The 20,103-nt window shown below is 68.4% G+C and carries 16 protein-coding genes and 1 riboswitch; of the genes, 11 read left to right on the forward strand and 5 right to left on the reverse strand.

Annotated elements, in window-relative coordinates; translation table 11 throughout:
* Nucleotides 1-9 precede the first annotated feature (9 nt).
* Nucleotides 10-1,017, forward strand: a complete 1,008-nt coding sequence (locus D7V77_RS08540) for a fatty acid desaturase (protein WP_120575774.1) — start codon at nucleotides 10-12, stop codon at nucleotides 1,015-1,017.
* 60 nt (nucleotides 1,018-1,077) lie between these two features.
* On the opposite strand, the gene D7V77_RS08545 is transcribed toward D7V77_RS08540, so the two are convergent.
* The gene (locus D7V77_RS08545) at nucleotides 1,078-1,554 is read right to left on the reverse strand and encodes a bacterioferritin (RefSeq protein WP_158624360.1); all 477 of its coding nucleotides are present in this window, start codon (nucleotides 1,552-1,554) and stop codon (nucleotides 1,078-1,080) included.
* A gap of 241 nt (nucleotides 1,555-1,795) precedes the next feature.
* On the opposite strand from D7V77_RS08545, the gene D7V77_RS08550 reads away from it, so the two are divergent.
* Complete coding sequence (locus D7V77_RS08550; RefSeq protein ID WP_120575776.1) at nucleotides 1,796-4,213, forward strand: helicase-related protein; 2,418 nt, start codon at nucleotides 1,796-1,798, stop codon at nucleotides 4,211-4,213.
* Between the two features lie 165 nt (nucleotides 4,214-4,378).
* Nucleotides 4,379-6,097 carry a radical SAM protein gene (locus tag D7V77_RS08555; protein WP_120575777.1) on the forward strand — a complete coding sequence of 573 codons (1,719 nt, stop codon included), beginning with the start codon at nucleotides 4,379-4,381 and terminating at the stop codon, nucleotides 6,095-6,097.
* Here the strand turns inward: D7V77_RS08555 and D7V77_RS08560 are convergent.
* Complete coding sequence (locus D7V77_RS08560) at nucleotides 6,054-6,761, reverse strand: DUF6600 domain-containing protein (protein ID WP_199733756.1); 708 nt, start codon at nucleotides 6,759-6,761, stop codon at nucleotides 6,054-6,056. The two genes, D7V77_RS08555 and D7V77_RS08560, sit on opposite strands and share 44 nt — an antisense overlap.
* 194 nt (nucleotides 6,762-6,955) lie before the next feature.
* Here D7V77_RS08560 and D7V77_RS08565 point away from each other — a divergent pair, with 194 nt between their 5' ends.
* Complete coding sequence (locus D7V77_RS08565) at nucleotides 6,956-7,666, forward strand: siderophore-interacting protein (RefSeq protein WP_120575778.1); 711 nt, start codon at nucleotides 6,956-6,958, stop codon at nucleotides 7,664-7,666.
* Nucleotide 7,667: 1 nt separating this feature from the next.
* Here D7V77_RS08565 and D7V77_RS08570 read toward each other — a convergent pair whose 3' ends face one another.
* Nucleotides 7,668-8,033, reverse strand: a complete 366-nt coding sequence (locus D7V77_RS08570) for a hypothetical protein (RefSeq protein WP_120575779.1) — start codon at nucleotides 8,031-8,033, stop codon at nucleotides 7,668-7,670.
* Between the two features lie 352 nt (nucleotides 8,034-8,385).
* Between D7V77_RS08570 and D7V77_RS08575 the strand changes: the two genes are divergently transcribed.
* From D7V77_RS08575 to D7V77_RS08585, 3 genes are read left to right on the forward strand one after another with little or no spacing between them, the layout of a single operon-like run.
* Nucleotides 8,386-9,057: an Isoquinoline 1-oxidoreductase subunit gene (locus D7V77_RS08575; protein WP_120575780.1), complete on the forward strand. Its 672-nt coding sequence runs from the start codon at nucleotides 8,386-8,388 to the stop codon at nucleotides 9,055-9,057.
* Nucleotides 9,054-9,515, forward strand: a complete 462-nt coding sequence (locus D7V77_RS08580; protein WP_120553579.1) for a (2Fe-2S)-binding protein — start codon at nucleotides 9,054-9,056, stop codon at nucleotides 9,513-9,515. The genes D7V77_RS08575 and D7V77_RS08580 overlap by 4 nt, the downstream gene beginning before the upstream one ends.
* Nucleotides 9,516-9,526: 11 nt before the next feature.
* Nucleotides 9,527-11,794 (forward strand): molybdopterin cofactor-binding domain-containing protein, encoded by a 2,268-nt coding sequence (locus D7V77_RS08585; RefSeq protein WP_120575781.1) that lies wholly within the window; start codon nucleotides 9,527-9,529, stop codon nucleotides 11,792-11,794.
* A gap of 366 nt (nucleotides 11,795-12,160) precedes the next feature.
* On the opposite strand, the gene D7V77_RS08590 is transcribed toward D7V77_RS08585, so the two are convergent.
* Entirely contained in the window at nucleotides 12,161-13,015 is an 855-nt protein-coding gene (locus tag D7V77_RS08590; RefSeq protein WP_120575782.1) for an IS701 family transposase, read from the reverse strand.
* A 335-nt stretch (nucleotides 13,016-13,350) separates the two neighbouring features.
* On the opposite strand from D7V77_RS08590, the gene D7V77_RS43215 reads away from it, so the two are divergent.
* From D7V77_RS43215 to D7V77_RS08600, 3 genes are all read left to right on the forward strand, one after another.
* On the forward strand, nucleotides 13,351-13,749 hold the full coding sequence (locus D7V77_RS43215; RefSeq protein ID WP_147452016.1) for a hypothetical protein: 399 nt from the start codon (nucleotides 13,351-13,353) through the stop codon (nucleotides 13,747-13,749).
* 51 nt (nucleotides 13,750-13,800) lie between these two features.
* On the forward strand, nucleotides 13,801-14,151 hold the full coding sequence (locus tag D7V77_RS45930) for a helix-turn-helix domain-containing protein (RefSeq protein WP_120575783.1): 351 nt from the start codon (nucleotides 13,801-13,803) through the stop codon (nucleotides 14,149-14,151).
* 113 nt (nucleotides 14,152-14,264) lie between these two features.
* A complete protein-coding gene (locus tag D7V77_RS08600; RefSeq protein ID WP_120575784.1) occupies nucleotides 14,265-15,383 on the forward strand; it encodes a hypothetical protein in 1,119 nt (372 codons plus the stop codon).
* 426 nt (nucleotides 15,384-15,809) lie between these two features.
* Here the strand turns inward: D7V77_RS08600 and D7V77_RS08605 are convergent, their stop codons facing one another.
* Nucleotides 15,810-17,756 carry an amidohydrolase gene (locus tag D7V77_RS08605; protein ID WP_233596763.1) on the reverse strand — a complete coding sequence of 649 codons (1,947 nt, stop codon included), beginning with the start codon at nucleotides 17,754-17,756 and terminating at the stop codon, nucleotides 15,810-15,812.
* Between the two features lie 251 nt (nucleotides 17,757-18,007).
* A riboswitch (TPP riboswitch) is annotated at nucleotides 18,008-18,120 on the forward strand.
* Between the two features lie 45 nt (nucleotides 18,121-18,165).
* On the opposite strand from D7V77_RS08605, the gene thiC reads away from it, so the two are divergent.
* Nucleotides 18,166-20,037, forward strand: a complete 1,872-nt coding sequence (gene thiC / locus D7V77_RS08610) for a phosphomethylpyrimidine synthase ThiC (protein ID WP_120575786.1) — start codon at nucleotides 18,166-18,168, stop codon at nucleotides 20,035-20,037.
* Nucleotides 20,038-20,103 lie beyond the last annotated feature (66 nt).

Genomic DNA, 20,103 nt, shown 5'->3' on the forward strand with positions numbered 1-20,103 from the left:
CCTGTCCCCATGGAACGAACCGCGTCGCCATCGAGCAAGGACCTCATTGCCCGCACGCGTCCCTACGCGGCCCAGGACACCGCGCGCTCCCTCTGGGCGCTCGGCTCCACCTACGCCGCGCTCGTGGGCGCGGTGGTGCTGGCGGTGGCCGCGCCCTGGTGGCCCCTGCGCATCGTGGGCGGCCTCATTGAAGCGCTGGTGCTCATCCGCTGCTTCATCCTCTTCCACGACGCGATGCACGGGGCGCTCCTGCCGAAGTCCCGGTGGGCCAAGGCGCTCTTCCAGGTGCAGGGGCTGCTCACGCTCACCCCGTCGCGCATCTGGAATGACACGCACAACCATCACCACGCCAACACCGCCCGCATCGCGGCGGATTCGGCGGGCACCTTCGCCACCTGGACCACGGAGCAATGGCGCAAGGCCACCGGCGCCCAGCGCCTGGGCTACGTGGTGGAGCGCCACCCGGTGACGCAGCTGTTCGGCTACTTCACCGCGTTCCTCTACAGCCTGTGCCTCCAGCCGTTCGTGAAGAACCCGAAGCGCTACTGGACGTCCGGGGTGGCGCTGGGCGTGCACGTGGCCCTGTCCGCGGCTGTCTGGCATGGGTTTGGCCTGGGCGTCTACCTCACGGCCTTCCTGGGGCCGCTGTTCGCCGCGTACGCGCTGGGCACGTACCTGTTCTACGCGCAGCACAACTTCGACGAGGTGGCCATCCTGCCGGAGGCGTCGTGGAGCCACGCGGACGCGGCGCTGGAGGCCAGCAGCTACATGCGCTTCGGGCCGGTGATGGAGTGGTTCACGGGCAACATCGGCTACCACCACGTCCACCACCTCAACCCGCGCATCCCGTTCTACCGGCTGCCGGAGGCGATGGCGTCCATCCCGGAGCTCCAGGGGCCGCACGTCACCACGCTCACGCTGAAGGACATCGTGGGGTGCCTGCGGCTGAACCTGTGGGATCCGTCGCTGAAGCGGATGGTGCGCTACCGCGACGTGCAGGTGGCACCGGGCGCCTGAGGATCCTCGGCCCGGCGGGTCCGTTCGGGACCCGCCCGAGGAACCCACCGGGCCGGGGTCTCAAGGCCTCAGCAGCGCGTGCAGGGCGTTGGCGTGGGCCTCCTCTTCGTCGAGGAGCTCCTCCAGCAGCCGCCGCGTGGTGGGATCGCGTTCCGCGAAGTAGGGGATGAGGTCGCGGTACGACGCGATGGCGACGCGCTCCGCCTCCAGGTTCTCGCGCAGCAGATCCACCAGCGTCCGCCCTTCGTCGTCCTGGGTGTCACCACTGGACATGAGCCCTCCAAGGTTGAAATCCGGCCGGCCGCCCAGCTGTTGGATGCGCTCGACGAGCCTGAGCGCGTGGTCCTGTTCATCTCGAGCGTGCAGGCCGAACGCGGCCTTCATCGCCTCGTGACACGCGCCTCCCGCCAGCAGGGCGTGGCGCGTGTAGCGCCGCACGCAGACGACCTTGGTCGCCAGCGCGGCGTTGAGCAGCGTGATGCGGACCCCCAGCTCCCCCGGGTCGGTCTCGGACGGCTGCGAATGCGTGTCGGCCATGGCATTGCCCCCGGGCGGCTGCGTGTCCGGAAGCTGGGGGGCCCGGGCGGCGCCGTCCATCCCATCTGCCCCCGCGTGCCGGGAGCGCCGCGCCTGTCCGTCCCGCCCCGGGGCCCGTTGTATCTGGCAAGGGCCTTTCGCTGACGCCTGCCTCCACGCAGGGCGCGGGCAGGGACGTTGTCCGCGAACATCCCTTGCGGCCTCCAGGGCGGAGGAGGGGGTTCGGGGTTAGTCTTCGCCAATGAGCTCGAGCCCATCCAGCCGGCCGTCCGTCGTCGTGGCGGAGCTGGGGCCCACGAACACCGGGAAGACCTTTCGCGCCATCGAACGGATGCTTGAGCACGACTCCGGCATCATCGGGTTGCCGCTTCGCCTGCTTGCCCGTGAGGTCTACGACCGGGTGACCGCGAAGGTGGGCGAGGGCCGGGTCGCGCTGATGACGGGCGAGGAGAAGCGCGTCCCGCCCCGGCCCGACTATTGGATCTGCACCGTGGAGGCGATGCCGACCGACCGGGAGGTGGACTTCCTCGCGGTGGATGAAATCCAGCTCGCCGCGCACCGGGAGCGCGGGCACGTCTTCACGGACCGGCTGCTGCACGCGCGCGGCCGCAAGGAGACCTGGTTCCTGGGCGCGGACACCATGCGGCCCATGGTGCAGGCGCTGATTCCCCATGCGTCCACGAAGCGCGCCATGCGCCTGTCGCAGCTGCGCTATGCCGGGCGCCGCTCGCTGAAGAGCCTGCCGCCGCGCTCGGCGGTGGTCGCGTTCTCCGCGGACCGCGTCTACGAACTGGCCGAAGCGCTGCGCCGTCTGCGGGGCGGGGTGGCGGTGGTGCTGGGCGCGCTGTCGCCGCGGACACGCAACGCGCAGGTGGCCATGTATCAATCCGGCGAGGTCCAGTACCTCGTGGCCACGGATGCCATTGGCATGGGGTTGAACCTGGACCTCAACCACGTGGCCTTCGCGACGCTTTCCAAGTACGACGGCGCCGAGCAGCGCGACCTGTATCCGGACGAGCTGGCGCAGATCGCCGGCCGCGCGGGGCGCCACCTCAACGACGGGAGCTTCGGCGCGCTGAACACGCTGCCGGAGCTGCCGCCGCGCATCGTCTCCGCCATCGAAACCCACCGCTTCCCGGCCGTGCGCAGCCTCGTCTGGCGCAATTCCTCGCTCGACTTCGCAAGCCCGGAGGCGCTGCTGGATTCATTGTCGCGGGCGCCTCGCGACAGCGCCTTCGTCCGGGTGGAGCGCGCGGACGACTTCGACGCGCTCAAGGGCCTGTCTGCGGTGCCCGCCATCCGCGAGCTCACCACCGACAAGGCATCCGTGGAGCTCTTGTGGCAGGTCTGCCAGATCCCGGACTTCCGCAAGGGGCTCTTCGGGCAGCACGTCGCGCTGCTGCGCGAGACGTTCCTCCAGCTGACAGCCGGGGACGGGAAGCTGGATCCGACGTGGCTGGGCCGGCAGGTGTCACCGCTGGACGATGCCTCCGGGGACATCCACACGCTGATGGACCGGCTCGCGGCCATCCGCATCTGGACGTACATCAGCCATCGCCCGGGCTGGCTGAACGACGCGGAAGACTGGCAGGAGCGCACGCGCCGCATCGAGGACGCGCTGGGAGACGCCCTGCATGAGCGGCTGGTGGAGCGCTTCGTGCAGCGGGCCGCGAGGAGGAGCGCGCGCCGCTTCGTGAGGGCCAGCACGCAGCCGCAGGCCGGTGCCTCGGACAATCCCTTCGCGAAGCTGGGGCTGCTGCTGACGGAGGTGCCTGGCGCGGAAGGCGCGTTGATGACGGAGGAGCAGTTCGTCCAGCGCGTGGTGGACGCGACGCACGACGCCTTTGAAGTGGACGCGACGGGGCGAATCTCCTTCGAGGCGCAGCCGCTGGCCCGGCTGGTGCGGGGGCGCGACCGGCGCTCGCCGCAGCTGGCGTTGGCGGAGCCGGAGGTGTGGACGGGCGGCGCGCGTCAGCGATTGGAGCGCCGGTTGGTGGCGTTGGCGAGGGACCTGGTCACGGAGGCCATGGGAGGCTTTCCCGCGGAGTCCTTCACGAGCGCGAGCCGCTCACCGGCGACGCGAGCCGTGGCCTACCAGCTGGCGGAAGGGCTGGGCGTCATCTCCCAGGGCGAAGCGCGCGAACAGTGGCGGCTCCTGGACGAGGAGTCGCGCGAGCGGCTGAAGACGCAGGGCGTCCACGAGGGCCAGCGGTTCCTCTATGTCACCCAGGCCCTGTCGCCCCAGGCTCTGGAGCGGCGGGCCATGTTGACGGCGCTGTTCCAGCAGGCGCCGTGTCCGCAGGGCATTCCCCAGGAGCCGGCGCTGAACGGTTCCGCGCTGGCCGGCCGGAGCGCGCGGGCCTTCGGCTACGAGGTCATCGGGCCGGTGGCGCTGCGCATCGACATCGTCGAGCGGCTGGGAGAGGGATTGCGGAACCCGCAGGGCGCGAAGCAGGTGCAGGCGCTCATGCAACAACTGCGATTGGAGGGCGGCGTCCGCGCGCAGGTGCTGCGGTCGTTGGGCGGACAGCCTCAGGGTGCTGCCTCGAAGAAGCGGCGGCGCAGGCGGGGACGAAAGCCGTCGGCGACAGCGCCGGATACGAGTGGTGTCCGCGGCCGTGAGACGGCAGGCTCGGGCCGACTCAACGACCGCCCGTGAAGCCCCGGGTCCTGCTCCGGCACCTCGCTGAACTGCTGGAGTGGGGGGCCGTCCAGGGAGCAGGCCGGCGGCCTGGGAGGAGGGGAGGCGACGAATCCACGCGGGGCCTGCCCGGATTCGCCTATACGCTGGCCTTCGTCTCCCTCCCAGTCCGGTGGTCGTCCCATGAGCAGTGGTCGTGCCCTCTCGCCAGTCCTCCTCGTCGGTGCCGGAACGGGCGAAGCCACGTGCGGCATCCTCTACCTGGCGAGCTACCTGCGGCGCGGCGGGATTGAAGCCTTCGTGCGCCTGTGGGATGGGGACGAAAGCGCAGGGGAGGTGACGCAGTCCTTCGAGCGCCTCATCGCCCGCGTTCGCCCGAAGCTCATCGGCATCAGCCTCAAGTGGTTCCACCACGTGGACCGCGCGCTGCTCATCGCCCGGACCATCCGGAAGATCGACCCGTCCATCCGCATCGTCGTGGGAGGCAACTCCGCGTCGTACTGGTGGAAGGAATTGAGCGGCTACGACTGCATCGACCACGTCATCCTGGGCGATGGGGAAGTCCCCCTGCTGGCGCTCTGCAACGGAGAAGAAGCCCCGCCCAACGTCGTGACGCGGACGCCGGACGGCCGTCCCCGCCGGTTGCCGCTGGCGTACGTGCAGCGCTCGACCAACACGCAGGACGTCTACTACTCGCACTTCAACGAGATCTTCCTCAGCCAGATGGACGCACACTCCTTCTCCGGCTGGGTCGCGCCTGGGAAGGGCTGCGGCGAGAACTGCCTCTATTGCGGCGGGGCGCGAGGCAACCAGAAGGCGGACTTCGGGCGCGCGAAGCCGTTCCTGCGCGCCGAGGAGAACGTGCGCAGGGATCACCAGGAGATCGCCAGCCGGACGTGGCAGATGCGCTACGACTTCGCGGGCAGCACGGCGGAGTTCCTGGGGAGCACCTGGGCGGGCGTGGACCTGTCGCGCCACTGCTGCACGTACTTCCTCTGGGGCGTGCCGCGCGTGGAGCTGGTCTCGGCGCTGGCGGAGACCTTCCAGCGCATCTACATGGTCATCGACATCGGCTGCTTCTCCGAACAGCAGCGGCTGGAGCAGATGTCCAAGGGCCTGCTCAAGCCCTGCGCGAAGGACCGCGAGCTGCTGGAAGTCATCGAGTCCGCCCGCCGCCATCCGAACGTGGAGATTGAAATCTCCGGCATCGGGGGCCTTCCGTTCACGAACCGGGAGCGGCTGGCGGAGGAACTGCGGCTGGTGGAGCGCATCATCGGCATGGACTGCGTGGTGGGCTACCAGCGGCTGGAGGCGCAGCCCGGGGCGCTCGTCACGGAGCACCCCGCGCGTTTCGACATGGTGACGGAGGCGAAGACGTTCGCGGAGTTCCTCGGCTACTTCGAGCGGCGCGAACCCGGCGACGTGTCCGTGCCGATGATCCGCTTCAAGGACAAGGAGCTGGAAGCGGCGGTGCAGCGCAATTCGGACCGGGTGGACGCGCTGGCCTGGAAGCACCGGGACGCGAGGAAGCACGTCGACCTCCACGGGCGCACGCGGCTCAAGAACACCGCGTCCTCGGCGGAGCGCTTCACGCTGGGGGACTGGCTGGGCAGCCACCGGGCCCCCGCGAAGATGGCGAAGGAGCCGGTGACGGTCCTGCGCTCGGTGGACGGAATCACGTTGAGCTGCGCGCCGTCAGTCAACCCGCGAAGGTTCACCGACCCCACGCTGACCCAGGGCGATGACGGCGCCATCCTCCTCGCCGCCCTGGCCGCCTTCGAAAAGCCCACCACCGTCTCCAGCGCGGTGACGCAGCTGGGCACCAAGGAGAGGCTGGATCCGCACTCCGCCCGAGAGGTCATCGACCATCTGGTGGACGGACGCTTCCTCCAGCCTGCATAGGCGCAGCGCCTTCCGGGCTCGTGGCCGATGCACGCGGCGGATGACCCGTGGGCGGCGTCATCGGCTGCGCGAGCGGCACCTCCTGACCGGTGACCCGTGCGACCTCCTCCGGCTCCGGCCCCCGGTTCCAGTACCCCTCGTGAGCCACCACGTGCTCGCCCACGGGCTGCGTCTGGCGCATCAGCTCCTGGACCTGCGCCTCCGGAAGGAGATGCGACTCCACGTCGGGCTGCACGAAGTTGTTCGCGCTCACGAACGTCCACCTCAACCCGGTGCTGATGCCCGGAGGCGAGAGGGGCTGCCAGCCAACGAAGCCATTGCCCCAACGCCAGTCCACCCAGGCAGGAGCCCACTCATTGTCGGGCCACCACAGCCAACCCTCCGTCGGCGTGGTGAACCACCGGCCATAGTGGAACGGCGCCCAGCCCCAGTTCCAATCGCTCTCGAAGGTCCATCCCCAGTCGCTGGAAACCCACCGGCCGGCGGTGGAATACGGGTTGAAGCCCACGCCCACCTCGTTCGGGTCCGGCCGCCAGACCCAGCCGACGTCCGGCAGGTCCATCCAGGTGCCGTAGGGCGCCAGTACCTCCCGGAACTGGGACATGGGGTTGTCCAGCGGCGTCGAGCTCGACGTCACCTGCGGCCCGAATTCATCCGGGCCCATCGCACAGCCTCCGCCTGCCAGGATGGCAAGGACAGTGGCGCCGCCGGTCCGAAGCCAGCGCACCCGGGGATGCCAGGAGCCCATGTCCGCTTCCTTTCGTGGGGGTCTCTGCCCTGCAAGGTGAGGACGCCTTCACGCAACTTCACGAGCCGTGCACGTGCAGGAGGCGTATGAACGCCTGAACGGAGGCTCCAATGGCAAACGCCAAGGCCATGCTCGGAAGCATGCTGGGCCGGTTTCTCTTCACCGAAGCGAAGGTGACCCAGGTGCGCGAAGTCTCGCGCGCCTTTCGACAGATTGACTGGGAAGGGCCCGCGCTGCGGGGGCAGGGATGGAGCCCCGGCGACAAGGTGCAGGTGTTCCTGCCAGGGCTGGGCATGCGCACGTACACGCCGCTGTCGTGGGACGAAGCGCGAGGGGCCACGGCCTTCCTGGTGTACCTGCACGGCGACAGCCCGGGAGCGAAGTGGGGCCGCGACGTGCGCACCGGGGACACGGTGCAATTCTTCGGCCCCCGTCGCTCGGTGGCGCTGGAGTCCAGCGACGCGCCGGTGGTGCTCTTCGGTGACGAGACGTCCTTCGCGGTGGCGCACGCGTTCCGCACCGGAGCGAAGCGCGACATCACCCCCATCTTCGAGGTGACACGCCGCGAGGACTGCGCGCCCGCGCTGCGCGAGCTGGGCTTCGAGGGCCAGGACGTGGAGCGCACGGCAGGCGACGCGCACCTGGCGCAAGTCCACGAACGGCTGCGCGAAGTCCTGCGCACGAAGCCCGGCGCGACGCTGGTGATGACGGGCCGGGCGCAGTCCATCCAGGCCCTGCGCTCGCGGCTGCGCGGCGACGGCGAACGCGCCACGTCGAAGGTGAAGGCCTACTGGGCGGTGGGCAAGACGGGGCTCGACTGATTCATGCCGGAGCGAACTGGAGGCCGCGCAGGAAGTCGTCGCGGCCCCGGGTCACGCCCGCGGGACGGCGCTTGGACTTCTGCCGGAGGAAGCGCGAGGCGTCCTGGCGGCGGTAGCAGGTGAGGATCCGGTCCTCGTCATTGAGGATGAGGATCCACCCCCGCGCCTGCCGCGCCAATGACGAGTCACGCAGCGCGACCGGCAGGTCCCGCTCGTGCACGGTGAGGTGGGTGGCACCACACGCCCGGGCGGGAGTGCCGAACTCGAGGATGAACGCGATGACCTCCTCGCGCAGCCTCCAACGGGCACACTGCTCGACGAAGAGGCGGGTGAGGGAGAACAGGGACGACGCGGGGCTCTGGCGCATGGCGGGCTATCTCCTTGCGTTCTTCCCAATACACATGGCGTTCCAACACCCCGCGCACGCGATTCCGCGCACTTGCGCGGCACCCCCAGCGGCCCCGAAAGACATTCCGTCAATCCCGCCCGCGTCCCGTGTCACCCAGGCACGAAGCCTTCACGAAGGCCGCCGTCCCTCACGGTGCGTGATGACCCCGCCCACTCCCAGGGTTGGCCCCGTTCTGAAGAAAACCTTCACAGGCCATGCTGCATTTTGACAGGCTCGCGGAGGGCGGGACCGGGGCAGCATGGCCCGTCCGGCCTCGCGACGCTGCGTGTGAGGCCGGACGACCTCTGGCCGAAGGGATGGACGGGGCACGATGAATCTTCGCTCGAAGGCACTGGGAGCCGTGCTGGGCGCGGGGGCGGCGGCGCTGTCGCTGTCGCTCCTGATCAGCGCGGGATGTGGAGGCCGCGCGGCGCATCCGTCCGTGGTGCCGCCGCCCGCGAATCCACAGGCGCTCCGGCCGCCGGAGGCCTTCGCGGGCATTGGCGACAAGAAGGAGCGCTCGCAAGCGCTGTTCCTGGAGGCGAGCCGGGTCATGCTGCATCCCCGGTGCGTCAACTGCCACCCCGCGGGCGACAGTCCGCTGCAGGGCGAAGAGGGCAAGGTGCACGACCCGCCGGTGGTCCGGGGCCCCGAGGACCAGGGCGTGCCCGGCCTGGAGTGCACCTCCTGCCACCAGGATCGCAACGCGCAGCTCGCGCGGATCCCCGGCGCGCCCAAGTGGCACGTGGCGCCCAAGGTGATGGCGTGGGAGGGGCGCACGCCGCGCGCGCTGTGCGAACAGTTGAAGGACCCGGCGCGCAACGGCGGCAAGAGCCTGGCGGAATTGATTGAGCACTCGGCGCATGACGAGCTGGTGGGCTGGGGCTGGAAGCCCGGAGCGGACCGGGTTCCGGCGCCGGGAACGCAGGCGGAGTTCGGGGCCCTGGTGGCCGCGTGGGTAAAGGACGGCGCGGAGTGCCCGCGCGAGGAGAGCCGACCGTGAGCATCCGTCTGCGAGTGAATGGGACCGAGCACGTGCTGGACGTGGATCCGGAGATGCCGTTGCTCTGGGCGCTGCGCGACGTGCTGACGTTGACGGGCACGAAGTACGGCTGCGGCCAGGCGCTCTGCGGCGCGTGCGTGGTGCACATCGACGGCGCGGCGGTGCGCTCGTGCGTGACGCCGGTGCGCCGCGCGGACGGCCGCGAGGTGATGACCATCGAGGGCCTGTCGCCGGACGGCTCGCATCCGTTGCAGAAGGCGTGGGTGGACCTGGCGGTGCCGCAGTGTGGCTTCTGTCAGGCGGGGCAGATCATGACGGCGGCGGCGCTGCTGGCGAAGAAGCCGAAGCCCACCGACGCGGAGATCGATCAATCGCTGGCGGGCAACCTCTGCCGCTGCGGGACATATACGCGCATCCGCACCGCCGTGAAGAAGGCGGCGGGACTGCCGACGGAGTGAGGGCCGCCACCATGCAAGACACACGCATCCGTCTGTCGCGCCGCTCCGTGCTCGAAGGAATGGGAATCGTGGCCGCGGGCCTGGGGCTGGAGGTGTTCCTGCCCGCGAGGGCCCACGCCGCGCCCATGCCCACGTCGCTGCCGGAAGTGCCCACGGGGGGCCTCCGGGCCAACGTCTTCGTGCACGTGGCGCCGGACGGCGTGGTGACCATCGTCTGCCACCGCTCGGAGATGGGGCAGGGCGTGCGCAGCTCGCTGCCGGTGCTCATCGCGGACGAGCTGGGCGCGGACATGGCCCACGTGAAGGTGGTCCAGGGCGACGGCGACGAGGCCTACGGCGACCAGAACACGGACGGCTCCAGCAGCGTGCGGAAGATCTTCGACGACCTGCGCTACGCGGGCGCGACGGCGCGCACCATGCTGGTGGCGGTGGCGGCGAAGCGCTGGAAGGTGGCGCCCACGGAGTGCGAGGCGCGCGACCACGCCGTCTTCCACAAGGGCTCGCAGCGGACGCTGAAGTTCGGTGAGCTGGCCGGTGACGCGGCGAAGCTGAAGGTGCCCAAGAAGGACGCGGTGACGCTCCGTCCGCGCAGCGAGCTCAAGCACCTGGGCAAGGAGCTGCCGCTGCTGGACGGGCCGGACATCGTGACGGGCCGGGCGGTGTTCGGCGCGGACGTCGTGTTGCCGGGGATGCGCACGGCGGTCATCGCGCGTCCGCCCGTGGCGGGAGGCAAGGTGGCCCGCTACGACGCGACGAAGACGCTGGCGGTGCCGGGCGTGCGGCAGGTGGTGGAGCTGCCGGCGGCGACGAAGCCCTTCCTGTTCCAGCCGCTGGGAGGCCTGGCGGTGGTGGCGGACAACACCTGGGCGGCGATGAAGGGCCGCGCGGCGCTGGACGTGACGTGGGAGGGCGGGGACAACGCCGTCTACGACTCGGAGGCGTACCGCGAGCAGCTGCTGGAGGTGATTGGCAAGCCGGGCAAGGTGGTGCGCAACGTCGGCGACGCGCAAGGAGCGCTGGCGAAGGCGGCGAAGCGGGTGCAGGCCACGTACAACACGCCGCACCTGGCGCACGCGCCCATGGAGCCGCCCGCGGCGGTGGCGAAGGTGGAGAACGGCACCTGCGAGGTGTGGGCCACGACGCAGAACCCGCAGGCCGCGCGCAGCGAGGTGGCGAAGGCGCTGGGCCTCGACCCGTCGAAGGTGATCATCCACGTGACGCTGTTGGGCGGCGGGTTCGGCCGCAAGTCGAAGCCGGACTACGTGGTGGAGGCGGCGCTGGTGGCGAAGGCGGTGGGCGCGCCGGTGCGCCTGCAGTGGACGCGCGAGGACGACGTGCGCCACGACTACTACCACTCCACGAGCGCGCAGCGGCTGGAGGCCGGCCTGGACGCGAACGGCAAGGTGGTGGCGTGGCACCAGCGCATCGCGTTCCCGCCCATCGGCTCCACGTTCTCCGACGCGACGTTCGCGGGGGACGGAGAGATGGGGCAGGGCATCGTGGACCTGCCGCTGGCCATCCCCGACATCCGGATGGAGAACTGCGAGGCGCGGGCGCACACGCGCATCGGCTGGCTGCGCTCCGTGGCGAACATCTACCACGCGTTCGCGGTGCAGAGTTTCATCGACGAGCTGGCGCACGAGCGCGGCACGGATCCACGAGACACGTTGCTGGAGGTGCTGGGGCCGTCGCGCATCGTGACGCCCAAGGACCTGGGCGTGGCGAAGATTCCGAACTACGGCCAGTCCCTGGACGAGCACCCGGTGGACACGGCGCGGCTGCGCAGGGTGATTGAGCGGGTGACGGGCCTGTCGCGCTGGGACGAGCGCAAGCGGGAGGGAAGGGCGCTGGGGCTGGCGGCGCACCGCAGCTTCCTGACGTACGTGGCGGTGGTGGTGTCGGTGGTGAAGGACGCGGACGAGCGCATCCGGGTGGACGAGGCGTGGATCGTCGCGGACGCGGGCACCATCGTGAACATGGAGCGCGTGCGGGCGCAGATGGAGGGCGCGGTGGTGTTCGGCCTGAGCCTGGGGCTCTACGGCGCCATCACGATGAAGGACGGCGCCGTGGTGGAGAGCAACTTCCGCGACTACCGCCTGGCGCGCATCGCGGAGACGCCGAGGCGCATCCACGTGGACATCATCCCCAGCGACGGCCGGCCCGGAGGCGTGGGAGAGCCCGGAGTGCCCCCCGTGGCCCCGGCCCTGGCTAACGCGGTGTTCGCGCTCACGGGGACGCGCGTGCGCGAACTGCCGTTGGTGAAGACCGTGAAGGTGTGATTGCGAATGGCGTCAGTGGGAATTGCAGTGCCAACTGGCGCCATCGCAATAGCAGTCAAAAGGCCGATTGGCCAAACTGCTGAAGCACCGGGTTCGGGGCTCGTTCGAACAGGCCTCGTGCCAGAACGGCTCACAGTCAGAAAGTCCCGTGGTGTTGGGGCTTCCCGCGGCCGTTCCCGTCGAGCCCGCCAGCAGGATGCCGCCAACGACTCCCAGAATCAGACTGGTGACGACCTTCTTGTTCCGCATTCCCATGCGTCACTCATTTTTATTTGGATTTCAGGATATAGCTGGGAGCGCGGTGTGGAGTGTGCCGCGGTATTGAGCGGCACAGGATTGGACAGTTGTGCCGCGACCGTCACGTGCTCAAGGCACCCACAAAGCGCCATCCAACTGGCGCGCCAATTCTTCAATCGTCCAGGGTTGCACGCCCTTGTCGTCGACGAAGCGCGTCCGGGGACGTCCGTATGCGCCCGCCTTCTTCACCGGCAGGTGCGGCGTCGCACCCGGAGGCCACACCTTGTGCTGCCCCGGCACGGCGACGAGGTAGGGCAGGCCGCGTGCCGTGAGGCCTTCGCGAAACTCCCGGCAGTTGCCATACCCCGCATCCGCCAGGACGACGTGCTTGCGCACGCCCCACGTCAGCGCGTCGTCCAACTGTGACAGCGCCAATTCCCATTTGCGCGTGGCGCCCACTTCCTCGGGGACTCCGGCCGCCTTGCGCCGCGCCTTGTCCGTCACCCACTCCTCGGGCAGGTACAACCGCATGCCAATGCACCCGCTGCCGCGTGCACCAGCCAGGTGCAGACTGACGGCCACCTGGCAGTTGTCCGTGCGCCCCAGCGTCCCCGAGTACTGCCGGGCGACTCCCACCGAGTGCTTCCCCTTCTTCGGAAAGCCCGTGTCGTCCACCACCAGCGCTTCCACCTCCGGCAGCCGCTCTTCCAGCTTCCGCGCCAATCGATCCCGGAGAGCCTCGTCGCTCCACGTCCCTTGCGACACGCATTGCTGCAGCCGCTGACGCATCGCCTCGACTTCTCCGGCGTCCTTCACCAGCCAGGCCGCCATCGGCTCGATACTCTTGCGCTCCCCGTCCAGCAGCAGGCCCATCACGTAGGCCTCCATGGCGCGCCTGCGTTCCAGCCGCCCCATGCCGACGACCATCTCCTCAAGGTAGGCGCCCAGCGTCTCGTCCAGCTTCTTGAGCTGCGCAGGTGTCATCCCGACCGTAGATCATGGCCGCCACCTGGATTCAAGTGACCGGGTGGCACTAACCCCAAAGCATTTCCGCCATTCAATGAAGCTGCTGAATGACGGCGATGTACACCATTGCCAAGTAGCAGACGGCGCGCGTTCCATGGCGCGCCGCTGGACTGCGATTCTGCTTCCGGCGTGGCGAATGATATGCTCCCCGCATGAGTTTCGGACTACGAGTTCACCTTACGGTCCATGTTCGACTTGATCGTGGGGAAGTCGCCAGTGTTCTTGTCGTCGCTCAGCATTTTGACACTTTCTCGTTTCACTAGCATCGTTGCCGCTTCAGGAGGAATGTCACAATGAATGACAACAATCCCCTTCGTGCCGCGTCCGCCCTCGTTCAGGCAGACAAGACGGCGGATGCAATTGATTGCCTGGAGTCTGCTCTGGGCTACGCCCGGCCGAACAAAGATAGGCCAGCCAACACATCTACCCTGGCTCGAACTGCAGGAGTGCTCTGCGAGGAAGCTGGGAGACTTTCGCAGGCCGGGCTCTATTACGAAGAGGCAGTTGCCACTGCGGAGCACGATCCGCTCCCGTTGCTCGCATTGGCGAGTTTACGCTGGCGGTTGGGTCAAGCCGAAAGCGCACGTTCGCACCTAGCAAGGGCCGAATTGATTGCGCAGGCCGCCTCGGATTCTGACGTATTGGAAATGATCGATAACATCCGCAAAGAGTGGACGAGCGACAACGACTAATCCTTTGGCCGGGTGGAGATTAACGGGCGGGCTTCCGCTGTTGCTCCGGGTATGAGGGGACACACGAGAAGCCAAGGGTTGAAGCTGAAGCAGGCGGACAGCGCAGCGCTGAAGGCGCTGACGCACCGAGGACGCGAGTCAGTGCGGGTGTTGCGGCGAGCCCGGGTGCTGCAACTGCTAGCGGAAGGCTGGACGGTCGTGGGTGTGGCGGAGGCGGTGGGCGTCACTGAAACCACGGTGCGCACCGTCCGAAGACGCTACCGGGAGGAGGGACTCAGCGCAGCGCTCCATGAGAAGCCGCGGCCCGGGGCTCCCCCAATAGATGCGCTCGAGGGCATGAAGAATGCCCCAGGTGAGCACCGAACCCAGCACCACACCGCCGCAGAGCGCCACCCAGCTTGAGCGTTTCACCGGACTCCCGAAGGCGAAGGGCACGCCCATCGTAGCGCGGACGCGTGAAGGCGTTGCGCGCTGGCGCCTTTCGCCGCCGTCACAGGGGGTTTAACGTGGGGCGGATGCGCTGTGGCTCCCACCGCTGGTCCGCTTCCGGCCCCTTCCTGACCATCCAGCACGAAGTCCGCCCCATCGAAGGATGGCTGTACCGTGGCGCGTTGCTGCTGTCGCTGGCCTTCCCGGTCATCGTCTTCTCGACGGGCTTCTTCGCGGGTGAAGTGCGCGTCTGGATCCTGATGATCGCGATGGGCGCCCTGGCGATCCACAACCTCACGTCGCGGTGGAAGGTGCTGCTGAACCGGGAGACCCGCTCCGTGTGGCGCCGCACCGGCTACCGGGAGGCCCTGGGCGCGAAGGCCGAGCCCCTCGACCCATTCACGTCCGTGGCCGTCTACCAGCGCGACAAGGGGTCCACGGAGGGCCTCATCATCGCGAAGGTCTACGTCGTGGCGTTGATGGGGGATTCGGGCACCGTCGTCCTGTCCCACAGCGATGACCGGGAGGAGGCGCTGGAGCTGGCGCAGGCGGTCTCCAAGTTCCTCGGACTGGGCCTCAGTGTTGAGGGCGGGCAGAGCCGTGCGGTGGGCGCGCGCATGGAGGAAGCGCCGCTCACGGGGGAGCGCCTTCCGGATCTGCCCCATGGCAGCGGCATCCAGTTCCGGCAGGACGCCCGGGGGCTCACGCTGGAACTGCCGCCGTGTGGATGGCGCCCAACCTACGCTGCCCAGGGAGCCTTCGCCGTCCTCATCGCGGTAGGCGGGCCTCTCTTCTTGCTGAGGCAGTTGCGACAGATACTCGGCCCGCAGGCAGCCAGCACGCAGGTGATTGTGATTGCGAGCTCCCTGTTCATCGCCTGCGGTGCCTTCTTCTGGCTGTGGGTCGCCCGGGAAGCCACCAGTCGCTGGTCCCTCAACGCCTCGTCTCGTGGCATCGAGGTCACGCGGTACGGTCCCTGGAGGCCCCGGAAGGTCCTGCGGCTGCCCAGGTCACGCATCCAGGACATCGACGTGCGCGACGCGCGGACGCATGTCTCCCGCGGCCGGGGCATCGTCATCGAGCACGACCAGGGCCACGAGTTGCTGGGCATGGACTTGTCGCAGGAAGAGCTCGCATGGGCGGGGTCGGCGCTGCGCCGCGCCCTGGCGACCCGTTCGCAGGCGTTACCACTTGATGCGGTCTGACTGACAGCACTTGCCGAGAATCCGCCGGAACGGTCACGCACTCCGATAGCGTAAGTGCAGGGATCACAAACCTGCGTCAGGCTCGCAGAGGCAGAGGGGGCGCGGACAGTGGGCAGGTAGCTTCGGCTGCGGCTTTCCTGCACACATCTCGACGCATACATCGGCGAGCAGGGGACAAGAGGGATCTCGCCGGTCGCGGCAGCCTGACGCAGTGCCGAACGCGATAGTCGCTACCGCGATCCAGGGTCTCAGTCGCACTCCATGGCTCCAATCTCGCCTGGCACGCCCCTTGCCGGTTCAGGTGCTTGGCCACACTGTTCATTTGGACAAGCCCCGACTGAAAAGGTTCCCGGAGGAATCCGGATGGATTCCGCGCCCGATGGACAGCGCGTCGCCCGAGGGACGGACGACGCGCCTGGGCCTCACTCAGTTTCTGCCCGCGGGGTCCTTGCCGCCCAGGTACGTCCGGACGACCGGAATCTGGCTGATGGTCGTCGGGTCACCGCCCTTGGCGGCGTCACGGTCGAGCGGGTTGGCGCCCAGGACGACGAAGTCCGCCACCTTGCCCGGCTCGATGCTGCCCACCCAGCTGTCAATCTCATGCTGGCGCGCCGGCTCGATGGTGACCGCGCGCAGTGCCTCCTCGACGGTCGTCGCGTGCTGCGGCCCGAGCACATAGGACTTCTGGAAGGACGGATAGGCCCACGTGCGCCGCGTGACGGCCTGCTCGACGAACCAGAGCGGCCGCGCCGGGGTCACCATGGAGTCGCTGTGGAAGGAGTAGGGGATGCCATTGCGGCGGTTGAAGTCCACCGGGTCGATGTCGATGTCCTTGTGCGCGCCATTCTTCTGGAGCATCTGCGCCAGGGCATCACCCCAGTAAGCCACGTGGCCGATGAGGTGCGTCACCCGCAGGTCCATCGCCGGCACCTTCTGCTTGCTGGCGGTGACATGGGTGCCCTTGCGCAGCTCACCAATCGCCTGGGAGACGGACTCCTGGCCCACGGTGTTGTGGATGAGCAGCATCCGGTGCGTGTTGGCCTGCTCCAACTGGAGCTGGGAGAACGCGTCGACAGCCCACTGGTTCGCCTGGTTGCCATTGGCATGCAGCTGGAACCGCCAGGCCGAGTCAGCCCACAGCGGGCGCATGGCATCCGCGAGCTCCTTCGCGCTCTTGAAGTCGCCCTGGCCTTCCTTCGCATCCGGGCAGTGTCCGTCCGAGCTGTAGGCATAGGGCGTTCCGAGCAGCGCCGTGCAGCCCTGCGTCGAACCGTCCACCCAGAGCTTGATGGCGCCTGCGCCCAGCCACTTGGGCAGTGCGCAGTCGTTGGTCGGGCTCGGCGTGCACGAGGGCCCGCTCGGCTTGAGCGCCGGAGCGGTGACGGCCCCGTCCTTGTTCACGACGGTCATGGCCGCGAGGTTGGTCACGACGCCCGTGACGCGCAGCGGGAAGGTCGGGTTCATGGCGAGGAGCTTGACCAGTTCGAGCTGCGACCGGTCGGCCAGTCCGCCATCGGCGATGGTCGTGAGCCCGGCTTCACGCAGGGCCTGGATGGCCTTGTGGAGGTCCTGGAGGCTCCCGTTCGGGATGGCCTTCTGCATCAGCATCCCCTGCTGCGTGGCCTCCAGGAAGGGCGCGAAGCCGGCGGACTCCTCGATCAACCCGGTGTACTGGCCCGTCGAATCGGTGACCCACCGTCCTCCGTGCTGTGTCACCGAGTCCGGAGGGAGGCAGGGCTTCTGCCCCTTGCAGACGATCTCGAAGGCCTTCTCGTTCACGTAGGCGAGGTGGCCCGACTGGTCGAGGATGAGGACCGGCCGGTCCTTGCGCACACACGCATCGAGATAGAGCTTCGGCTGCTGCATGAACTCGACGGTCGACGTCACGCCACACTTGCCGGCGACGAACTGCTGCCGCGACGGGTCCAGGTTCATCCCGAGGACGAACTTCGTGGCCGTCTCCGGGGTGGTGGGCTCCACGGTCATGGAGATCAGCGCGCTGAGCAGGTCCTCGTGCTTCTTGCACGCCTCGGGAGTGGACAGGTTGTAGGGAGGGGGCAGGCAGGGCGCCAGGTTGTGGGTGCCCAGAACGCTCTGGATGAGCGTCGGCAGGATGTGCAGGTGGGGATCGATGAACCCGGGCAGGAGGACCTGGCCCGACTCCAGCTCGACGCGCTTGGAGCCCACGCCGAGCCCCGCGCTCAGGTCCTTCTCGGTCCCGACCTTCAAGATGCGGCCCTTGCCATCCACGGTGACGGCCTCGGCGATCGTCCCCTGGTCATCCAGGGTGATGATCTTGCCGACGAAGAGGGTCGTGTCGTCGCCCTCAGGCCCGGGGAGGACTGGGCGGTTCGTCGCGCAGGATGTCAGCATCGCGAATGCTCCAAGCATCGCGAGGGAGTGTTTTTGCATGTGAGCTCCTGTTGGAGGGAGCCCGCAGTCTACGGAAACCTACTTCGCGGTTAAAGTTGTAATTCTAGATTTCCTTGACGCGTCAGGTTTGTGTTTGACGTGTCAAAGTGAGTCTTTGATTGAGCCCTCCCCGCAGGGCCACCGTGCGTCCACTGGACCCAGGCTCACCTCCACACGGGTTGAAGCGGGCTTCCCCCTGCGCTACACCGCTCCGCAGTCGCTAGGGGTGCCTCCGGAAGGGGGCTGAGACGGACGCGTGGCCGCGTCCGATCCCTTTGAACCTGAACCGGTTAGTACCGGCGGAGGGAAGCGGTGTGGGCGCTCCATGCTCCCGTTCCGCCTCCCGTCCGTTCTCACGAGGAGCCGTCCGATGAGTGGAGCGTCCAAGAGCCTGAAGGTCGATGGGAAGGTGCTGGAGGGGATCAGCCGCGGCCCGCTTCCCGCCTCACGCAAGGTCTATGTGCCCGGGTCCCTGCACCCCGACCTCCGCGTCCCCCTGCGCGAAATCGCCCAGACACCCACGCGTCACCACGGCCACGCCGGCCCGGAGACCGCCAACCCTCCCGTCCACGTCTACGACTCCAGCGGCCCCTACACCGACCCCTCCGCAGACATCGACCTGCGCCGGGGCCTGCCCACCGTCCGCGAGAATTGGATCCACGCTCGCAGCGACACGGATGAACTGGACGGCATCACGTCGGAATACGGCCGCGCCCGCGAAGCCGACCCGCGCCTCAACGGCCTGCGCTTCAGCCACATCCGCAAGCCCCGCGTCGCCAAGGCCGGCGCCAACGTCAGCCAGATGCACTACGCCCGCAAGGGCATCATCACGCCGGAGATGGAATACGTCGCCGTGCGCGAGAACCAGAAGCTCGACGCTTCACTCGCCGCCCAGCACCCCGGCCACTCCTGGGGCGCCGCGATTCCGCGCGTGATTACTCCGGAGTTCGTGCGCGATGAGATCGCCCGGGGCCGCGCCATCATCCCCGCGAACATCAACCACCCGGAGCTGGAGCCGATGATCATCGGCCGCAACTTCCTGGTGAAGATCAACGCCAATATCGGCAACTCCGCCGTCACGTCCTCCATCGAAGAGGAGGTGGAGAAGATGGTCTGGTCCATCCGCTGGGGCGCGGACACCGTCATGGACCTGTCCACCGGCCGCAACATCCACGAGACGCGTGAGTGGATCCTCCGCAACGCGCCCGTGCCCATCGGCACCGTGCCCATCTATCAGGCGCTGGAGAAGGTGAACGGCAAGGCCGAGGAGCTCACCTGGGCCATCTTCCGCGACACGCTCATCGAACAGGCCGAGCAGGGCGTGGACTACTTCACCATCCACGCGGGCGTGCGCCTCCAGTACGTGCCGCTCACCGCGAAGCGCCTGACTGGCATCGTCAGCCGCGGCGGCTCCATCCTCGCCAAGTGGTGCCTGGCCCACCACCGGGAGAACTTCCTCTACACGCACTTCGAGGAGATCTGCGAGATCATGAAGGCGTACGACGTCAGCTTCAGCCTGGGCGACGGCCTGCGCCCCGGCTCCATCGCGGATGCCAACGACGCCGCGCAGTTCGGCGAACTGGAGACGCTGGGCGAGCTGACCAAGGTGGCCTGGAAGCACGACGTGCAGGTGATGATCGAAGGCCCCGGCCACGTCCCCATGCACCTCATCCAGGAGAACATGACGAAGCAGCTCGCCGTGTGCCACGAGGCGCCGTTCTACACGCTGGGGCCCCTCACCACGGACATCGCGCCCGGTTACGATCACTTCACCAGCGGCATTGGCGCGGCGATGATCGGTTGGTTCGGCACGGCGATGCTCTGCTACGTGACGCCCAAGGAGCACCTGGGCCTGCCCGACCGTGACGACGTGAAGGAGGGCGTCATCACGTACAAGATCGCCGCCCACGCCGCGGACCTGGCCAAGGGCCACCCGGGCGCGCAGGCCCGCGACAACGCCCTGTCCAAGGCGCGCTTCGAGTTCCGCTGGGAGGATCAGTTCAACCTGTCCCTGGACCCCGAGCGCGCCCGCGCCTTCCACGACGAGACGCTCCCCGCCGAAGGCGCCAAGGTCGCGCACTTCTGCTCCATGTGCGGCCCGCACTTCTGCTCCATGAAGATCACCCAGGACGTGCGCGACTACGCGGACAAGGTCGGCGTCAACGAGACCCAGGCCCTGGAGCAGGGGCTGAAGGACAAGAGCGAGGAATTCAAGAAGGCGGGCCACGAGCTGTACCGCTGACGGCCTGCGGTGGACGGGGGCCTGCATGCTCGGCCCCTGTCCGCTGGATGACAGGCACCGACACGG

The sequence above is a fragment of the Corallococcus sp. CA041A genome, from assembly GCF_003612075.1.
Taxonomy (GTDB): domain Bacteria; phylum Myxococcota; class Myxococcia; order Myxococcales; family Myxococcaceae; genus Corallococcus; species Corallococcus exiguus.

What these genes read in the sequence shown, in the direction of transcription:
- D7V77_RS08540 (WP_120575774.1), top strand. Translation starts at nt 10, where the DNA reads ATGGAACGAACCGCGTCGCCATCGAGCAAGGACCTCATTGCCCGCACG.
- D7V77_RS08545 (WP_158624360.1), bottom strand. Translation starts at nt 1,554, where the DNA reads ATGGCCGACACGCATTCGCAGCCGTCCGAGACCGACCCGGGGGAGCTG.
- D7V77_RS08550 (WP_120575776.1), top strand. Translation starts at nt 1,796, where the DNA reads ATGAGCTCGAGCCCATCCAGCCGGCCGTCCGTCGTCGTGGCGGAGCTG.
- D7V77_RS08555 (WP_120575777.1), top strand. Translation starts at nt 4,379, where the DNA reads ATGAGCAGTGGTCGTGCCCTCTCGCCAGTCCTCCTCGTCGGTGCCGGA.
- D7V77_RS08560 (WP_199733756.1), bottom strand. Translation starts at nt 6,761, where the DNA reads ATGGGCCCGGATGAATTCGGGCCGCAGGTGACGTCGAGCTCGACGCCG.
- D7V77_RS08565 (WP_120575778.1), top strand. Translation starts at nt 6,956, where the DNA reads ATGGCAAACGCCAAGGCCATGCTCGGAAGCATGCTGGGCCGGTTTCTC.
- D7V77_RS08570 (WP_120575779.1), bottom strand. Translation starts at nt 8,033, where the DNA reads ATGCGCCAGAGCCCCGCGTCGTCCCTGTTCTCCCTCACCCGCCTCTTC.
- D7V77_RS08575 (WP_120575780.1), top strand. Translation starts at nt 8,386, where the DNA reads ATGAATCTTCGCTCGAAGGCACTGGGAGCCGTGCTGGGCGCGGGGGCG.
- D7V77_RS08585 (WP_120575781.1), top strand. Translation starts at nt 9,527, where the DNA reads ATGCAAGACACACGCATCCGTCTGTCGCGCCGCTCCGTGCTCGAAGGA.
- D7V77_RS08590 (WP_120575782.1), bottom strand. Translation starts at nt 13,015, where the DNA reads ATGACACCTGCGCAGCTCAAGAAGCTGGACGAGACGCTGGGCGCCTAC.
- D7V77_RS43215 (WP_147452016.1), top strand. Translation starts at nt 13,351, where the DNA reads ATGAATGACAACAATCCCCTTCGTGCCGCGTCCGCCCTCGTTCAGGCA.
- D7V77_RS45930 (WP_120575783.1), top strand. Translation starts at nt 13,801, where the DNA reads ATGAGGGGACACACGAGAAGCCAAGGGTTGAAGCTGAAGCAGGCGGAC.
- D7V77_RS08600 (WP_120575784.1), top strand. Translation starts at nt 14,265, where the DNA reads ATGCGCTGTGGCTCCCACCGCTGGTCCGCTTCCGGCCCCTTCCTGACC.
- D7V77_RS08605 (WP_233596763.1), bottom strand. Translation starts at nt 17,756, where the DNA reads ATGCTGACATCCTGCGCGACGAACCGCCCAGTCCTCCCCGGGCCTGAG.
- thiC (WP_120575786.1), top strand. Translation starts at nt 18,166, where the DNA reads ATGAGTGGAGCGTCCAAGAGCCTGAAGGTCGATGGGAAGGTGCTGGAG.